Here is a 16,246-nt window from a genome sequence, read left to right as displayed (position 1 = left end):
GAGAGCTTGTCCCCTCATCCCGCTGCCGCGACCTTCTCCCCGGCGGGGAGAAGGACCGTGGCGCACTCGCTCGCTCCACATGATTGCCTGACGCCATCTCGGCCGAATGCGAAAGCGCTCTGGAGTCCCCGTGCCGAACTTAGACACAACCACCCTGCTCATGATCCTCGCGACATTCATCGTTGCCGGCATCGTCAAGGGTGTGACCGGCATGGGACTGCCCACGGTCGCCATGGGCGTGTTCGGCCTCTTCATGCCCCCGGTCATCGCCGCCGGCCTGCTCATCCTCCCCTCCTTCATCACCAATGTCTGGCAATTGCTGGCTGGGCCTGATTTTCGGACCATTGTGAAAAGGCTGTGGCCGATGATGATTGCTATCACCCTCGGCACCCTCATCGGCATCCGGCTGATGACATCGGATACTGGTGCCTGGACGAGCTCGGCGCTCGGCCTGTGCCTTGCGGTTTACGCAGCCTACAGCCTGGTTGCCCGACCGGTCTTGCTTCCTGCAAGGCTGGAACCAAAACTCTCCCCCATCATGGGGCTGGTGACGGGCCTTTTGACCGGCGGCACCGGAATTTTCGTCGTACCTGCCGTGCCCTACATCCAGTCGCTGGGGTTCAGCCGAGACGATCTGGTGCAGGCGCTCGGCCTTTCCTTTACGGTCTCGACCATCGCCCTCGCCGCTGGCCTTGCTTCTCAGGATGCTTTTCATGTCGAGCATCTGTCACTATCCGCCCTCGCCGTCCTGCCTGCGCTGATCGGCATGTGGCTGGGTCAAAAGATCCGCCATATCGTCAGCCCGGCGACGTTTCGGCGCTGGTTTCTTATCTGCCTGCTTCTGCTGGGCGCAGAACTATTCCTCAGGGCGTTCTACTGACGTCGCTCACCCTCACTTGCGCAGTGGTTCGATCACGTCGTAAGCCACGATTGTCTCGTCTTCGGTACCCTCATCGTAAATCTTGGCAAGCGTAACCTGCAAATCAGGCGAGTAGACAGCGGTCCATTTTTCATCACTCTCGCCATTCTTCCGCACCTCCACCAAAACGTAGTAAACGAGATAGTTGCAAAATCTCACCGGGAAGGCGCGCTGCTTCGTCACAGTCATCTCAAGCGACCACCTGTCGCTGGCCTCGCCTGCGTCAAGAGGCAGAAACTCGAAAGACCGGCGTGCACCGACCTTCATCGGCCAAAACGCCTCAAGGTCGGACGTAAAATAGTAGCCGTAGTTTCCTTCATCTCCCAAGCCGGCGAGAGCGATTAATCCCCTATATAGAAACTGCTTTTGCGACCCGGCACCGTTGAAATCGTGGTCAACCCGGGCGATCCGCCCTGCCGACTTGACCTCACTTATTACCGCCTCGCGACGTAGGACAAATCCATCGCTGAGCTGCGTAGCCGAGGGGCATGCGACGGAGAGACCAGGTATCAATAAAGACGATACGAATGGCAGAACCGTCAGTATAAATTTCATAATGTTACAATCCACAAAAAATAAAAACATCAAAAAGTATTTATCAGAATATTCTATGTATAAACCCGACAAAAATCACTATATTTCCAATAATCAAAAAAGCAATTGCCTATCCATCTTTATGGTCGCGCGGAGCGCCTGGTCATGCTATGTGAAGCCATCATTTAAATGTGAAGGCTTTACACATGGGCAAAATTCTGACCATAGCGGACCTGAAGCAACAGGCGCAGCGCCGTGTGCCAAAGATGTTTTTCGACTATGCCGATAGCGGCGCCTGGACCGAAAGCACCTATCGCGCCAACGAAGATGATTTTGCCAAGATAAAGCTGCGCCAGCGCGTGCTGGTGGATATGACCGACCGGTCGCTGGCGACCGAAATGGTCGGCGAGAAGGTGTCTATGCCGGTCGCACTCTCTCCCACTGGCCTGACCGGCATGCAGCATGCCGATGGCGAAATGCTGGCTGCCAAGGCAGCAGAAGAATTCGGCGTACCTTTCACGCTCTCCACCATGAGCATCTGCTCCATCGAGGATGTCGCTTCCGTTACCTCGAAACCCTTCTGGTTCCAGCTTTACGTGATGAAGGACCGCGATTTCGTCAACAATCTGATCGACCGCGCCAAGGCCGCCGGCTGCTCGGCGCTGGTACTGACGCTCGACCTGCAAATCCTCGGCCAGCGCCACAAGGATCTGCGCAACGGCCTTTCCGCGCCGCCAAAATTCACCCCGAAACACATCTGGCAGATGGCCACCCGGCCGAAATGGTGCCTGGACATGACGCGGACCAAGCGCCGCAGCTTCGGTAACATCGTCGGGCACGCCAAGAATGTCTCAGACCTCTCGTCGCTCTCCTCCTGGACGGCGGAACAGTTCGATCCGCGTTTATCCTGGAAAGACGTGGAATGGATCAAGGAACGCTGGGGCGGTAAACTTATCCTCAAGGGCATCCTTGACGAGGAGGACGCCCGCGCCTCGCTTGATACCGGCGCCGACGCCATCATCGTCTCCAACCATGGCGGCCGCCAGCTCGATGGCGCGCATTCCTCGATCGCCATGCTGCCGAAGATCGTCGATGCTGTCGGCGACAGGGTCGAGGTACACATGGATGGCGGCATCCGCTCCGGTCAGGATGTGCTGAAGGCCGTGGCGCTGGGGGCCAAGGGGACCTATATCGGCAGACCCTTCCTCTATGGCCTCGGTGCGGATGGCAAGCGGGGCGTGACCACGGCGCTGGAGATCATTCGCAAGGAGATGGATGTCAGCATGGCGCTTTGCGGCAAGCGGCTGATCACCGATGTGGATCGCAGCATTCTGGCGTGATGGTCAGAAGGCAGAACTTCCGGCATCGCAACCACAGCTCGCAGACCTCTCTACCGTCATGCCGGACTAGATCCGGCATCCAGCCGCGGCGCGTCTGCGCCGCGAAAGAGTCTCTCGCGGTCGGTTTAGCCTTCGCGCTAGACCACCCAGCCTCAATGGCCCACCGTCTTCGAAAACACATTCACGATCACCACCCCGGTGATGATGAAACCAAGGCCCACGACGGCGGCGAAATCCAGTGTCTGGCGGAAGACGACATAGCCGATGCCCGAAATCAGAACGATGCCGAGCCCGCTCCAGATGGCGTAGGCCACCCCCACCGGCAGCGCCCGCAGGGTAAATGACAGCAGATAAAAGGCCGCGCCATAAAACAGCGCCATCAACACGGTTGGCAAAAGCCGCGTGAATTGCTGCGATTGCTGCAGAAAGGAGGTCGCGATGACTTCGCAGATGATGGCGGCCACAAGCGCTCCATAGGTCAAGACAGCTGCATTCATCGCCCTGCATCCTTCTTTGTCTGCGCGATCATCCGCGCTTTGAGAGCCGCCCTGTCGCCACCTGCCCTGCCGTCGTCGGCCAGAAGATCGGCGAACCAGATGCCGTCAGCGGCAAGCCGCACCAGCTCCAGTACCACCCCATCATCCGTTTCCTTATGACGGGCAAGCCGCCCCTCGATCCAGCTGTTCCACATGCGCCGAAGCGATGGTTCGCCCACCATGGAAACCGAGATCGCTGCCCACTGCCTGCCCGAATCCCTGCCCCGATCCGAGAAAACCGCATTCACATAGGCCCTCGTGAACCGCCCGAAAGCTTCACAATCCTGTGAGATGAGCTCGTCGATTTCCAGGTCCAGGGCCGCCAGGAGGTCGGCCATGACCGCTTCCAGCAGCGCCTGCTTGGAAGGGAAATGATGGAACAGCCCGCCTTTCGTCACCCCTGCCGCATCTGCCACCGCCTGCACCGAGAGCGCCGCAACGCCCTGTTCAGCAGCAAGTCTGGCCGCACAATCAAGAAGATTGCGGCGTACGAGTTCGGGTTGCTTCTTGCGTTCATGTGCATTTGTCATGAAAGGAAACATACCGGATGGTTGGTTTCTTTACAAGGAAATTGTAGGGCCGTCTGTCGGGTTGAAATTCATACTTAATTAAGCATGAAAGCGATCTCTAAAGTTTTAGCGGTTTTGTTGCCGGAAAGTGTCAGTAAATATTCGCCAGTCGCGGCGATCGGATGAAAAGGGGCGGATTATGTCGGGAATGATCAAACGGGGAATGGCGGGTGCCTGGGTTTTCGCACTCACCTTCTTTTGCGCGATCCTCTCATTGCAGGCGTCGCCTGCGCAGGCGGGTTATGCCCATTTCATCATGGATGCGAACACCGGCAAGGTTCTCGCCGCCCGCAATGCCGACGTGCTCAACCATCCCGCCTCGCTCACCAAGATGATGACGCTCTACCTCACCTTCGAAGCGCTGCATGCCGGCAAACTCCGCTGGGACCAGAAGATAACCATGTCCAAGAACGGTGCATCGGTCATTCCTTCGAAGCTCTATGTGCGCCAGGGCCAGACCTTTACCGTCCGCGAAGCGGTCTATGGCATGATCGTCAAATCCGCCAATGACATGGCCGAAGGTATGGGCGACCATCTCGGCGGCTCCGAGGCGCGCTTTGCGGAGATGATGACCCGCAAGGCCCGCCAACTCGGCATGACCAAAACGGTCTTCCGCAACGCGTCCGGCCTGCCCAACAAGTCGCAGGTGACAACCGCACGTGACATGGCAAAGCTCGGTCTTGCGTTGCAACGGGATTTCCCCAAAGAATACAGCCTCTTCGCCACGCAATCCTTCAATTTTCGTGGAAAGCGCATCCGCGGCCACAACAACCTGATGTATCGTTATCAGGGAATGGACGGCATCAAGACCGGCTATACCAACGCCTCCGGCTTCAACCTTGTCAGCGCTGTCAACCACAATGGCCGCCGCGTCGTTGGCGTCGTGCTGGGCGGCAAGACTGCGCGCAGCCGCGACGCCCAGATGGCGGCCCTTCTCGACAAGGCCGTGCCGCAGGCGTCGAGAGGCCGCAACACCGAACAACTCGTCGCCAGCGCCAGCGCCAGCCGCGCCTTCGATGTGGCCGCTGCCGTGCCGCCCGCTGCCGTGCCTCTGCCGATGTTCGCCGAGCGCCGCGCTGACCCTGTCGCCATGCAGATTGCCACCGCAAACGAACAGGTGGCTGACATGATGCAGGTCTCAGCCATTCCGCGGCCGGCTCCCTCTGTGGCGTCTGCCGGTCAGCGCAGCCGCTGGGAAGTGCAGATCGCCGCCACCGATAGCGAAGCCGCCGCGCGCTCGCTGCTCGCCAATGCCCGTTCCAATATCGGCAACTATTCCGGCATCGCACCCTACACCGAAGCCGTACAAAGCGGGTCGGCAACGCTCTACCGCGCCCGCTTCACCGGCTTCGAAGACCAGTCCTCGGCAGTTTCCGCCTGCAAGCAACTGAAGGCTCAGTCCTATGCCTGCGTGGTGATGACCAGCGAGGGGTGATTCAGCGCTTGAGCCACCCACCCGTCAGGGCATCGGCGAGATAGGGAATCCCGTTGACCCGCGCCATTTCCGACATGGCGAGATTGTCGTAACGGATATTGCGAAAATGAACCTGCCAGCCCCGCGCCGTTTCTTCCAGAACCGCGTAGCTTGCGAGTGGATGGCCAGCTTCGACGTGGTGATCGAAAGGCGTGTCATCTTTCCAGCCGGGGCAACCGACGCTGCCGGGATTGACGATCAGCCGGCCATCGGAAAGCTGGACCACGCGGGGAATATGCGTGTGGCCGCACAGCATGAGCGGCTGGCTGATACCTGCCGCCCTCTCCTCTATTTCGGCAAGTGGCCGCAGTTTCAGCACACCTTCCGGCGACAGCGTTTCGAGCCAGTAATCGAGGTCGCCGAGCGGCGAACCATGGCAGCAATAGGCAACATCCCTGAACACCATGCTGAAGGGCAAGGTTTGCAGCCAGTCCACATGGGCTGATGTGAGCTGCGCATGGGCAGGCCGCTCCCAGCTGCCCATCTCTTCAGGCGCGCGCTCGATCAGTTCCCGGTCGTGATTGCCGCGAATGCTGGGTATCCAGTTGCCGACAAGCACGTCACCGGTAAATCCAGCCTCCAGCGGACCGCTGAAGCAATCGCCGAGATTGACGATGTCTGTTATGCCTTGTTTCGCAATATCCTCCAGCACGGCTTCCAGTGCTGCGCAGTTTCCGTGAACATCGGCAATGGCGGCAAAGATCATCGGCGTCAGCTTCCTCGATAGGTGGAGTAGCTATAGGGCGAAAGCAACAGCGGCACGTGGTAGTGGCCACTTTCATCAGCAATACCGAAACGAATGGGGATGATGTCGAGAAAGGCCGGCTCTGCCAGCGCGACGCCCTTGCCACGCAGATAATCGCCAGCATGGAACACCAACTCGTATTCGCCTGCCTTGAAACTGTCGCCAACGAGCAGCGGCCCGCCATCGACACGGCCGTCATTGTTGGTCGTCACCGTCTTCAACTTCTCGCGGCGATCACCGGAAAGCCGGTAAAGCTCGATCGTCAGGCCTTGCGCCGGTGTTCCATGGGCGGCATCGAGGACGTGGGTTGTCAAACCGGTCATAGGCTGGGCTCCGCGATCACATAGGGCTCGTCAAAAAAATACTCTTCGAGATTGTTACCCGGCCCCTCGCGATCGGCAACCAGGAAATCCGAAACCGCCAACAACGGCATCAGCGGATAATGCCAGACATTACGGCGGTAATTCACGCCCTGATCGCCACGCGCCAGAAACACCTGCGGCCGGGCGGGCTTGCCGCCGTCATCGTCCGCTACAACCACAAGGAAAGGCTTACCCGAGAGCGGCGAAAAACTCTGGCTGCCGAGCGGATGCCGCTCCATCATGTCGATCTTGTGCGGAAAAACGCGGGGTTGACCGCGGAAGATGTTGAGAATGATGCGCGCACCCTCACCCGCAGCCTCCGGCGCTGCAAGCGCATGATGCCGCTCTGTCTGGCCGCCATTGATATACCGCATGGAGGAAAGTGTTGTTTCGATGACATCACCGAAAGGCGCAAACGCCTCTTTGGTCAGAGGCCTTATCTCAAGAAAATCGGTCAAATGTCATTCACCTTGGGCATGCCAGTTTCGAAGGAGGGACAATCGCGTCTGCAAGTCTGGAATACTCTGCTTTATCGTTTTCCAGACGACCGAAAGCTCCGCCCGGAAGTAATCATGCACGATCAGATTGCGCATACCCTTCATCTTCATCCAAGGGATGTCAGGGTGCTGCTGCAAAAACGCCGGATAGTGCCTGTCGATTTTCGCGACGGCCTCGCCTATGAGGGCAAGACCCATCATCACCGCCATCTGTGTGCGCGTGTCGCGTGAAAAATCGTCCTCATTCATATCCCGGATGAAATCTCCAATACGCGAGGCAGCAACGTCAATTTCTTTGAGGTAGAGCAGTAGCCGGTCCGTGCTCATACCGCTTTGGCTTCCTGCAAAACGCGGGCGCGGATGTCAGGGCGCAAGCCACCGGAGGTGACAACATCGACCTCGACGCCAAGGAGCGCCGACAACTCCTCCAGCAACCCGCCGAGATCAAACAGCGTGGTCCCCGGCAGCGCATCCACCAGAATATCGAGATCGCTGTCCGGCCGGTCTTCGCCGCGGGCGACCGAGCCGAACACGCGCGGGTTCGCCGCATTGAAGCGCTTCGTCGCGTCGCGGATCGCCTGCCTGTTCTTTTCCAGCGCCTCGGAAGGCCTCATGATGTCAATCTCCAGCCAGCACGATCCTACCAGAACCGTTCGAACTCGCCAATTCAGCCTTCCGGCAGCATGGCGGAAAGACGCAGCCAGGCAATCTTTTCCACCTGCGCCGTCGCCGTTTCAAACTCTTCAGCCGCATCATTACCGATGCGGGCTTCGAACGCGGAAAGAATATCGTGCCTGTTGAGCCCTTTCACCGCAATGATGAAGGGAAAACCGAATTTATCGGTATAGGCCCCGTTCAAGGCAGTGAAGCGGGCATGCTCCTCCGGCGTCAGTCGATCCAGCCCTGCGCCGGCCTGTTCGTTCCGGCTGTCGGCAGTCAGTTCGCCGGCGATCGCCAGCTTGCCGGCCAGATCGGGATGCGCCCGCAGTACGCCGAGCTTTTCCCCGTCCGTCGCAGCGCGAAATTGCGCACGAAGCGCAGCGTGGACCGCCTTTGCCGTCAGCTCAAGGCCGGCCCCGCCCGCATCATAAGCCCGTTCGGCGATGAAGGGCGAATGCTCGAACACACCGCCGAAGCGGGCGACAAATTCCTCACGCGTGATCATCACAGCGCCTCCGGCTTGTGGTGTTCATGCCAGTGCCGGGCAATTTCGATGCGTTGCGGTATCCACACCTTCTCGTGGTCAAGCACGTAGTCGATGAACCGGCGAAGCGCTGCCGCACGCCCGGGGCGACCGACGAGACGGCAATGCAGACCGACGCTCATCATCTTCGGCGCGCCCTCGACGCCTTCCTGATAAAGCACGTCGAAAGCATCTTTGAGATAGGTGTAAAACTGGTCACCGGAATTGAAGCCCTGCGGTGTGGCAAAACGCATGTCATTGGTTTCAAGCGTATAGGGAATGATCAGGAATGGCTCGTCCTTCAACCCCTTCACCCAATAGGGCAGATCATCCGCGTAGGAATCCGATGAATAAAGAAAGCCGCCCTCCTCCATGACGAGGCGCAGCGTGTTATCGGAAGGCTTGCCCTGATACATGCCATAGGGACGCTCGCCGGTTACCTGCGTATGCAGACGCACGGCCTCGAGGATGTGCTTGCGCTCTTCCTCCTCGGAAAAGTCCTTATATTCCAGCCAGCGATACCCGTGGCTGGCGATTTCCCAGCCCGCTTCCTTCATCGCTGCCACAGCTTCGGGGTTGCGGGCCATGGCGGCGGTCACGCCATACACGGTGGTGGTGACGCCAAGGCTGGTGAACATGCGCCACAGCCGCCAGAAACCGGCGCGCGAGCCGTATTCGTAGATCGATTCCATGTTCAGATTGCGCTGACCGGGCCACGGCTGGGCACCGACGATTTCCGAAAGCAGCGATTCCGACGCCTTGTCATTGTCGAGGATGCAGCTTTCGCCGCCTTCCTCGTAATTGATGACGAATTGTACGGCGATACGCGCCCCGCCCGGCCATTTCGGATCAGGCGTCTCGCGACCGTAGCCTACCAGATTGCGGGAGTAATTTTCGGAAATCATTCAGCCACCCAGACCATCCATCCCGCACCGGAAACCGATGCGGGAGACGAAAAACAGACCTTCAAAACGTGACGTGCCGGAACGGAAACACACGCTTCGAATATGCGATATCCGGACGGTAGCATCCGCATCTGGAATGTCGAGATCAATTTTGCCGACATTCCGATGCTTTTTTGTATACGATTGCGTCGATACGTTTTTCAGGCGATTTTGCGGGCGGAAACGCGGCCCATCGGGTGCAGCGAATGTACGCGGAAAGGTGCGCCCGGTTCATCTTCTATGAAGAGCGCGAGGCTGGAGAACTGGATAGGCCGCGCAAGAAGCGGCTCGAAAACCTTGCGCACGGCCCGCTCGATACGCTGGCAGCTCGCTGGCTCAACGCCGCCAGTCAACGACATCTGGAACCGGAATTCGTCCATCACATGCGGGCTGCCCCAGCGATGCAGGTTTGTAAGCTGTGAGGCCGACAGCCGGTCCGGATCCGCCCGCTCGATTTCCGCATCCGACAGGGGCGCACGGTAGTGGTCGAATTCCTGCACCACGCGCGCGGCAAAGAAATGCAGCACCTCACAGGGGCGCTCCGGTACGAGGCTGAAGACGTTCTCGTGACGAGCTACCACCAGTTGCGGTAGCGTGAAGGGCTGCTGCCTGCCGGAAAAATACATGAGGTCGCGCAGCAGCGCCGCCTCGGACTGGCCTTCCGCAAGTCGAAACGGCGCCTTGATCGTGCCGTGGAAACCATAACGGCGTGGAAGGGCCGTGTGGTATGAAATCTCCTGCATGCCGAGGTCGATCATGCCAGGCGGCTCCACCGATTGACCGGAATAGACATCGCGCCCTAGCCATGCGGCGGCGGCCGCCGTCAGCGGGTCATTGGGGGAAGGCGTGAAATGAATGGCGTATCGCATGCGCTGTCACCTCGCCGCCAATGCGGACAAACCGGCCTCTTTGCAGGCCAGCAGATACGTGATTTGCGTGACAGATTAACGACGTAAGGTGTCCTATCAGAGCTTTGCGAAGTCCGCGGAGGCGATGCTCACGTGGTGTTGAAGGCCAAAGCCCGCGGGGATGACCGGCGTGCGGCCACAGACGACCTGCAACGCGGCCTCGGCCAGAAAATGCGCAAGGCCGAAGCTCACCTTGAAGCCACCGGCAAGCGCAACGAGCCTGGGACGACCAGGGATCGAACCAACCATCGGGTCCCTCCCAACCGCCTTCGGCCGCAGCCCGGCCCAGCGTTCCAGCACTGGTGCGCCGGCAAGTGAAGGCACGATGGCGGACGCCTCTGCAAGCAGCTTTTCGAGTTTTTCATCGGTGCTGAAAGGATCGAAAAAACAATCTTCGCTGGTACTGCCGATCGCAACGGTGCCGTCTTCATGCGGGACGATATAGAGACCGTTCAGGAACACGACCGGCATCGCCGGATCGGCTGCAGCGTCAAGAAGCGCCGCCTGTCCCTTCACCGCCTGTCCGAGTGAAACCCCGGCCTGCAGGCCCAGCGCATCGCGGATCAGCGGAAAAGAACCGTGCCCATTGGCGACAATGACATGGCCAAAAGAAATCTCGTCGCCCGAGGACAGTACCGCCCGCCCGGCATCAGCCTCGAGCGACGCAACCGCGACGCCCTCAGCCATTCGCACATGCTGCGCCCTGCCAAGAGTAGCCGCCAGAAGGGCGATCATCGCCCGTGGCGAAACGCGTGCCGCCAGTGTATCGAAGACGAAACCCGCCTCACCCGCTGCGTCATCCACCCAGCCCGTGACCGAGGGGCTGTCGCCGACATGCCAGCTGAACCGACGATCACCCGACACCCAGTTCTCCAGCGCATCCTTCTCATGCCGCTCGGCAATGGCGCGAAGATGCGGTTTGGGCAGCGGAATGATGCGGCCAGAGCGACGATAACCAGCGGAAAGGCCGGTCCCGGCCTCCAGCGTGGCAATTTCCTCTTCCAGTGCAACAAGAGCATCAAACTGAAACTGCTTCTTGTCCGACCAGCGGTCGGGCATATGCGGCATGAGCGCGCCCAGAAGCCCGCCACTTGCGCCGCTGCCGGCACGCTCCGCCTCGACCAGCAGCGTCTCGATGCCGAGCCGCTCCGCCTTCACGGCCGCCCACAGGCCCATGACGCCGCCGCCAACGATGAGAAGCGGCACCGACGTCGGCAATCTTGGCGATTGACCCTGTTCGAAAGCGGGATTATCGGCTTTAGCCATGACACATTCCAACGACACTTCAATCCCGGCAGGCATCTCGGCTGACAGCCAGACTGGCACGACGACGGGTTCGCCAAACGGCGAAACCGCCGAAACCACCAGCGCGCTCGACTGGCGTGACGGGGATATGCCCTATTCGAGGGCCTTTGACGACCATTTTTATTGCCAGACGGATGGCAGGCTGGAATGCGGCCATGTCTTCCTGTCGGGAAACGGCTTGCCAGAGCGCTGGCGCGAATGGGAGGGGGTCTTCCGCATCGGCGAACTCGGTTTTGGCACCGGGCTAAATCTCTGCGAGACCTGGCGGCAGTGGAAAGAGGTTCGCAACAGTCGTTCCAGACTGCATTTCGTCTCCTTCGAACTTTACCCGATGACGGCAGACGAGATCGGCCGGGCGCTGTCCCGCTGGCCGCAAGTGGATGCAGAGAGAAAAGCACTGACCTCTCTCTGGCCTGCCGAGCCGAAGGGGCGCGTCGATATTGAACTCGACGATCAAACGCAGCTGACGGTCGTCTGCGGCGAAGCGCTTGCCGGCATCGCGGGCAGCGAGGAAATTTTTGACGCGTGGTTTCTCGATGGCTTCGCACCCGCGCGTAATCCTGACATGTGGTCACTGGAGATCATGCAGGCGCTTTTTGCGAAGACCTCACCCGGAGGCACATTCGCGACCTATGCCGCTGCAGGGTTCGTGCGGCGCAACCTTATCGCCGCCGGATTTGACCTGGAGCGTCGCAAGGGCTTTGCCGGCAAGAGAGAGATGCTCTGCGGCACCAAGACGTAGCGTTGAAGAGCGCCAAAATCGGCGCGGCGTCCGTCAGACGACAGGCAGGTCGCGCCGTGGCATTTCCTCGCCCAGCCATTGCGCAATCTTGTCTTCGAGGATTTCGGGGCTGATCGGCTTCGACAGGTAATCGTCCATGCCGGCCTGCAGGCAAAGCTCGCGATCCGCTTCCTGCGTATGGGCGGTCACGCCTATAACAGGCACATGCCGTCCATCGCCAGCCGCCTGTTCGGCGGCGCGTATGGCGCGTGTTGCCTGGTGCCCATTCATGACGGGCATCGAGACGTCCATGAGGATGACGGCGGGGTTATGCTCTTCCCAAGCCTGTACCGCCTTCTTGCCGTTGCCGACAATCAGGAAACGCAGGCCCGCCTGCTGCAGGATCTGGCTAAAGACGATCTGGTTGACGTCATTGTCTTCGGCCACCAGCACGTCGAGAAGGAACGGGCGGCGCCGATCTGGAGCGATGACCGGGTGGGCGGCGCGCTCCTTTTTGTCGGAAGACGAACCCTCCGGTCGGGCGGGGAAATTGCCTGATGGCAAATGCGCGGCATGTCCCTGGGCGCGTTTGAACCGGACGTCTCGCACCACGTCGAACAGGGTGGAGCGCAACAGCCGGGCCCGCGCCGGCTTCATCAGATGCGCCTGCACGTTGAGATCGGCAAACAGCGTTTCGTCACCGACGACATCCATGGAGGTGAGGAAAACGATGGCGATTTCGTCGAATCGGGCATCGGCGCGAATTCGCTCCACCACATCCAGCCCGTTCATGATCGGCATGTGATAATCGAGAATGATGGCATCAATGACAAATCCAAGCGCCACCGCTTCTTCCAGCACCGCGATGCCGGTAGGCCCGTCACCCACCGCGTGGCCATCGATCCCCCAGCTTTTCAGCTGCTCGGTCAAGATGCGGCGGTTGACGTCGTTGTCATCGACAACGAGAACCCGGATATCCTCGATTGCCTTCGAAAACAGCGGAAGCTCCGTCCGCTTTTCCGTGACCTGAAACGGAATATTGACCTCGAAGGTAGAGCCCTTGCCGACATCGCTTGCGACATTGATTGCCCCATCGAACAGGCCCACCAGACCGACGGTGATCGCCAGCCCAAGCCCCGTACCCTCGTGCCGGCGCGTTGCGGAACCATCGACCTGGCTGAACTTGTCGAAGATGGTTTCGATCTTGTCGGCGGGAATGCCTATGCCGCTGTCTTCGACCCGCAGGGAAAAAATCGTTTCGGAAGTTTTCGTCGCGTGGGCGGAAAGCTCGACCAGCACGTGACCCGTTTCCGTGAACTTGACGGCGTTTCCGACGATATTGGTAACGATCTGGCGAAAACGCCCGGCATCGCCGATAACCTTGCCGGCAACCGAGGCATCGATGCGAACGATCAGCTCGATGTCCTTCTCCAAAGCCGCCGACGATAGAAGCGACACAACATCTTCAACCGCTTCCGCCGGATCGAACGGCATGTTGCGCAGCTTCATCTGGCCCGCCTCGATGCGCGAGAAATCGAGAATGTCGTTGATGATGGTCAGAAGCGCGTTGCCCGATTTGACGATGATATCGGTAAAGGTCTTCTGGCGCGTGTCGAGCTTGGATTTGGCCAGAAGCTCCGCCATGCCAAGCACACCGTTCATGGGCGTGCGGATTTCATGGCTCATATTGGCCAGGAACTCCGATTTGGCCCGGTCCGCCGCTTCGGCGCGCGAAAGCAGGCGCTGCAATTCCTCTTCGCGCACTTTCATCTCAGTCACATCAGTGACGATGATGAGCCAGTAATTGCCGGAACTGTTGGTCGCCTCCAGATTGAGCCAGCTTTTGCCCGCAACCTGGATGAGCCAGGAAAACGGCCGGTTGGCCGCGATATTCTCTCTCCAGGCGGAAAGGGTCGCAGCCGCCTCCTCGGCGGTGCCGAAATCGCCGCGGCCGGCGCAATGGGAAAAGAATCCCGACCAGTTTTCACCCTTATCCAGAAGATGGGGCGGCACATCGAACATGCGCGCCATTGCCTCGTTGGACATGATGATCGTGCCCTGCTCGACAAGCACCAGGCCCTGCGCCATGGCGCGTGTCGCGCCCTGCATATATTCGCCGACACGCTCCAGCTCCGCCCTGGCTTTGCTGATCTCCGCATCGCGCAAGCGCACATCGGTAACGTCGGCATAGGTACTGAGGATTTTACCGCCCTCGAGGCGGGTTTTCGAGATGACGGTGACCTTGCCGCTTTTGCTGCGTACCTCGCGTGGCGCAAACCCCTCCGTGTTCAGAAGCCGGTGCACCCGCTCGCCATAGACCTCCTCAAATGATTTGTCGCCATAGTCATAGAGCCCACTGTCGTAGTTCAGCTGCATGAAGTCGCGATAGGTCATCCCGACGAGCGACGTCCCCCCGCCGATCTCTCCCCACACCTTGTAAAAACAGGGATTGATATATTCGATCACGAGATCGGCGTTGAGCAACAGCACCCCGACCGGCAGCGCGTGGAGAACAGCCTCAAGCTGGCGGTGCAGCGCCTCTGCCTCCGCCCGCGCGGCGATAAGGGCGTTCTCCCTCTCCTGCAACAGGCTCACATCGGTGACCGAACCTACCAGATAGTAGTCATTGTCGGGCGTCGCGACGCGGCCGAGCCGGGTGATGATGGGGATGGTGCCGCCATCGGCAAGAGAAACGCAGCCTGTCTTTTCTATCGACTCCCCGGTTTCAAGGATATGCTCGTTTTCCAGACGGAATTGCTCGCCTTCCTCAGGGAACATATCGCTTTCGGTTCTGCCGATATGATCGGCGAGGCTGCCATCCAGAAATGTCTCATAGGCCGCGTTGGCAAAGGTCAGCCGCCTGTCTTTATCCCGCAGGAAGACACCGACCGGCAATTGCTCGAGCGCGGCGCGCAACAGCCAGGTCTCGCGGATCTGCGTGTTCAGAAGCGTCTCGTGCGCCTTGAACTCGGTGACATCCACTCGCAGGCCGACCAGCGTGCCATCTTCCAGGCGCTTGTTGACCATGCGCACCCAGCGTCCGTCGGCAAACTGCTCCACCCTTTCGAGATAAGGCAGCGCAAAATCCCGCAGCTGCCCCTGCATCCACCCTTCGAAATCCGGATCGTCTTCCTGGACGCTGCGATAGCCGCTCGAGAAATAGAGCGCCTTCATCAGCGCTTCGAGCCGTATCCCCGGCGTCAGCTCCACGCCAAAGGCCCTGTAAAACTCTGCGAAACGAGCATTACAATAGACCAGCCGGTTTTCCCGGTCATAAACAACGATACCGGCATCGATGAAATCCATCACGCCGCTGGTGAAAAGCAGATCGGACGCATCGCCGACAGCCGACGGTGCCGCCAGCACCGGCGAGGGCATTTTTTCAAACACCTCGAACAGAAAAAGATTGCCGTCGTCGCCGATGAAGCGCTCGCAGCGCAGGTTGCCGGACACCGTCGCGGTATGGCTTGCAATGGTCTCGTCGGTGGCAAAGACCAGCGCGCGACGCTCCCGGTCCTCACGCTCGGCGTCGCGGTTATCACCCGACAGGGAAAAACTGGTGCGGCCCTTCAAAAGGCCGGGCGGATGTCCAAGAAGGCGACCATAGGCCTCATTGGCCGTGACATAGCGCAGCTCGCTATCCTTGACGCACGCCGGCAGGTCCAGGACAGCGACGGCCCTGCAAGCCTTTTCCAGCAACCCGCCACCCTCGGTCAATCGATACTCCACATCCTGCAGTCGATCCTTGCCGAATCAAATATTTCCCGGCGTCGTCGCAAAAACGTTATGTGATAAAAGCGATCTTTGCTATGTATCCATCGGTACAGTCATCCTTTTTTAACCATAATTCTTGACCGCGCCATCCCCCTCGCTACACCTGCCGAGAGCGGGTACGCATGGCTGCCATGCGCGTCGCGACAGCCCGCTCACAAAACTATCGCTTGACTTTAGCGCATAAAACGCCCACATCCCCGTCAAGCTTTCACCATCGGCAGCCGCGTGAGCTGCAGCGTATGACCGGAGAAAAGTCCTCGAACGGATCCGGCCCGCATGAAGGAAAAGCGCAGAGACTACAGAAGACGGCATGTGCCGCACTGATGCGCAGAAAGTTATTCCAACCCACAAGTTCCCAATTCACGCGGGGTTCTTGACGCCGAAACCGCCGGACAGCAGCCCTGTTCCGGACGATTAGTTTTTGGCGCCCCGAAA

The 16,246-nt window shown here is 59.5% G+C and carries 17 protein-coding genes; 4 read left to right on the top strand and 13 right to left on the bottom strand.

The window, feature by feature from the left end; translation table 11 throughout:
- The first annotated feature begins 160 nt into the window (after positions 1–160).
- Positions 161–880 (top strand): sulfite exporter TauE/SafE family protein, encoded by a 720-nt coding sequence (locus AT6N2_RS13285; protein ID WP_209089708.1) that lies wholly within the window; start codon positions 161–163, stop codon positions 878–880.
- Positions 881–892: 12 nt separating this feature from the next.
- Here AT6N2_RS13285 and AT6N2_RS13280 read toward each other — a convergent pair whose 3' ends face one another.
- Positions 893–1,474 carry a hypothetical protein gene (locus AT6N2_RS13280; protein ID WP_233282451.1) on the bottom strand — a complete coding sequence of 194 codons (582 nt, stop codon included), beginning with the start codon at positions 1,472–1,474 and terminating at the stop codon, positions 893–895.
- Positions 1,475–1,659: 185 nt separating this feature from the next.
- Here AT6N2_RS13280 and AT6N2_RS13275 point away from each other — a divergent pair, with 185 nt between their 5' ends.
- On the top strand, positions 1,660–2,793 hold the full coding sequence (locus AT6N2_RS13275) for an alpha-hydroxy acid oxidase (RefSeq protein WP_063950751.1): 1,134 nt from the start codon (positions 1,660–1,662) through the stop codon (positions 2,791–2,793).
- 152 nt (positions 2,794–2,945) lie between these two features.
- On the opposite strand, the gene AT6N2_RS13270 is transcribed toward AT6N2_RS13275, so the two are convergent.
- Both AT6N2_RS13270 and AT6N2_RS13265 read right to left on the bottom strand, forming a co-directional pair.
- Complete coding sequence (locus AT6N2_RS13270; protein WP_063950752.1) at positions 2,946–3,290, bottom strand: DMT family transporter; 345 nt, start codon at positions 3,288–3,290, stop codon at positions 2,946–2,948.
- Positions 3,287–3,871, bottom strand: coding sequence for a TetR/AcrR family transcriptional regulator (locus AT6N2_RS13265; RefSeq protein WP_209087352.1), 585 nt, complete (start codon positions 3,869–3,871; stop codon positions 3,287–3,289). Before AT6N2_RS13265 ends, AT6N2_RS13270 begins: the two co-directional genes overlap by 4 nt.
- Before the next feature lie 190 nt (positions 3,872–4,061).
- On the opposite strand from AT6N2_RS13265, the gene AT6N2_RS13260 reads away from it, so the two are divergent.
- Positions 4,062–5,333, top strand: coding sequence for a D-alanyl-D-alanine carboxypeptidase (locus tag AT6N2_RS13260; RefSeq protein ID WP_209089704.1), 1,272 nt, complete (start codon positions 4,062–4,064; stop codon positions 5,331–5,333).
- Position 5,334: 1 nt separating this feature from the next.
- Here the strand turns inward: AT6N2_RS13260 and AT6N2_RS13255 are convergent, their stop codons facing one another.
- The 9 genes from AT6N2_RS13255 to AT6N2_RS13215 form a co-directional block, all read right to left on the bottom strand.
- On the bottom strand, positions 5,335–6,078 hold the full coding sequence (locus AT6N2_RS13255; RefSeq protein WP_209087350.1) for a metallophosphoesterase family protein: 744 nt from the start codon (positions 6,076–6,078) through the stop codon (positions 5,335–5,337).
- A 5-nt stretch (positions 6,079–6,083) separates the two neighbouring features.
- Entirely contained in the window at positions 6,084–6,440 is a 357-nt protein-coding gene (gene uraH / locus AT6N2_RS13250) for a hydroxyisourate hydrolase (protein WP_063950755.1), read from the bottom strand.
- Positions 6,437–6,937: an ureidoglycolate lyase gene (locus tag AT6N2_RS13245; RefSeq protein WP_209087348.1), complete on the bottom strand. Its 501-nt coding sequence runs from the start codon at positions 6,935–6,937 to the stop codon at positions 6,437–6,439. Before AT6N2_RS13245 ends, uraH begins: the two co-directional genes overlap by 4 nt.
- 3 nt (positions 6,938–6,940) lie before the next feature.
- Positions 6,941–7,303 carry a HepT-like ribonuclease domain-containing protein gene (locus tag AT6N2_RS13240; RefSeq protein WP_144577125.1) on the bottom strand — a complete coding sequence of 121 codons (363 nt, stop codon included), beginning with the start codon at positions 7,301–7,303 and terminating at the stop codon, positions 6,941–6,943.
- Positions 7,300–7,590, bottom strand: a complete 291-nt coding sequence (locus AT6N2_RS13235; protein ID WP_063950758.1) for a nucleotidyltransferase family protein — start codon at positions 7,588–7,590, stop codon at positions 7,300–7,302. Before AT6N2_RS13235 ends, AT6N2_RS13240 begins: the two co-directional genes overlap by 4 nt.
- Positions 7,591–7,643: 53 nt before the next feature.
- Positions 7,644–8,141: a 2-oxo-4-hydroxy-4-carboxy-5-ureidoimidazoline decarboxylase gene (gene uraD, locus AT6N2_RS13230; protein WP_209087346.1), complete on the bottom strand. Its 498-nt coding sequence runs from the start codon at positions 8,139–8,141 to the stop codon at positions 7,644–7,646.
- Positions 8,141–9,064, bottom strand: coding sequence for an allantoinase PuuE (gene puuE, locus AT6N2_RS13225; protein ID WP_063950760.1), 924 nt, complete (start codon positions 9,062–9,064; stop codon positions 8,141–8,143). Before puuE ends, uraD begins: the two co-directional genes overlap by 1 nt.
- 200 nt (positions 9,065–9,264) lie before the next feature.
- Positions 9,265–9,972 (bottom strand): DUF1045 domain-containing protein, encoded by a 708-nt coding sequence (locus AT6N2_RS13220; RefSeq protein WP_144577121.1) that lies wholly within the window; start codon positions 9,970–9,972, stop codon positions 9,265–9,267.
- A 96-nt stretch (positions 9,973–10,068) separates the two neighbouring features.
- Positions 10,069–11,277 (bottom strand): NAD(P)/FAD-dependent oxidoreductase, encoded by a 1,209-nt coding sequence (locus tag AT6N2_RS13215; protein WP_209087345.1) that lies wholly within the window; start codon positions 11,275–11,277, stop codon positions 10,069–10,071.
- Between AT6N2_RS13215 and mnmD the strand changes: the two genes are divergently transcribed.
- Positions 11,276–12,058, top strand: coding sequence for a tRNA (5-methylaminomethyl-2-thiouridine)(34)-methyltransferase MnmD (gene mnmD, locus AT6N2_RS13210; RefSeq protein WP_209087343.1), 783 nt, complete (start codon positions 11,276–11,278; stop codon positions 12,056–12,058). The two genes, AT6N2_RS13215 and mnmD, sit on opposite strands and share 2 nt — an antisense overlap.
- Before the next feature lie 33 nt (positions 12,059–12,091).
- On the opposite strand, the gene AT6N2_RS13205 is transcribed toward mnmD, so the two are convergent.
- Complete coding sequence (locus tag AT6N2_RS13205; RefSeq protein WP_209087341.1) at positions 12,092–15,754, bottom strand: response regulator; 3,663 nt, start codon at positions 15,752–15,754, stop codon at positions 12,092–12,094.
- Positions 15,755–16,246 lie beyond the last annotated feature (492 nt).

This window comes from Agrobacterium tumefaciens (assembly GCF_017726655.1).
Taxonomy (GTDB): domain Bacteria; phylum Pseudomonadota; class Alphaproteobacteria; order Rhizobiales; family Rhizobiaceae; genus Agrobacterium; species Agrobacterium tumefaciens_B.
The sequence above is the reverse complement of the archived record's forward strand: the minus strand, read 5'-3'. Positions and strand labels throughout refer to the sequence as shown.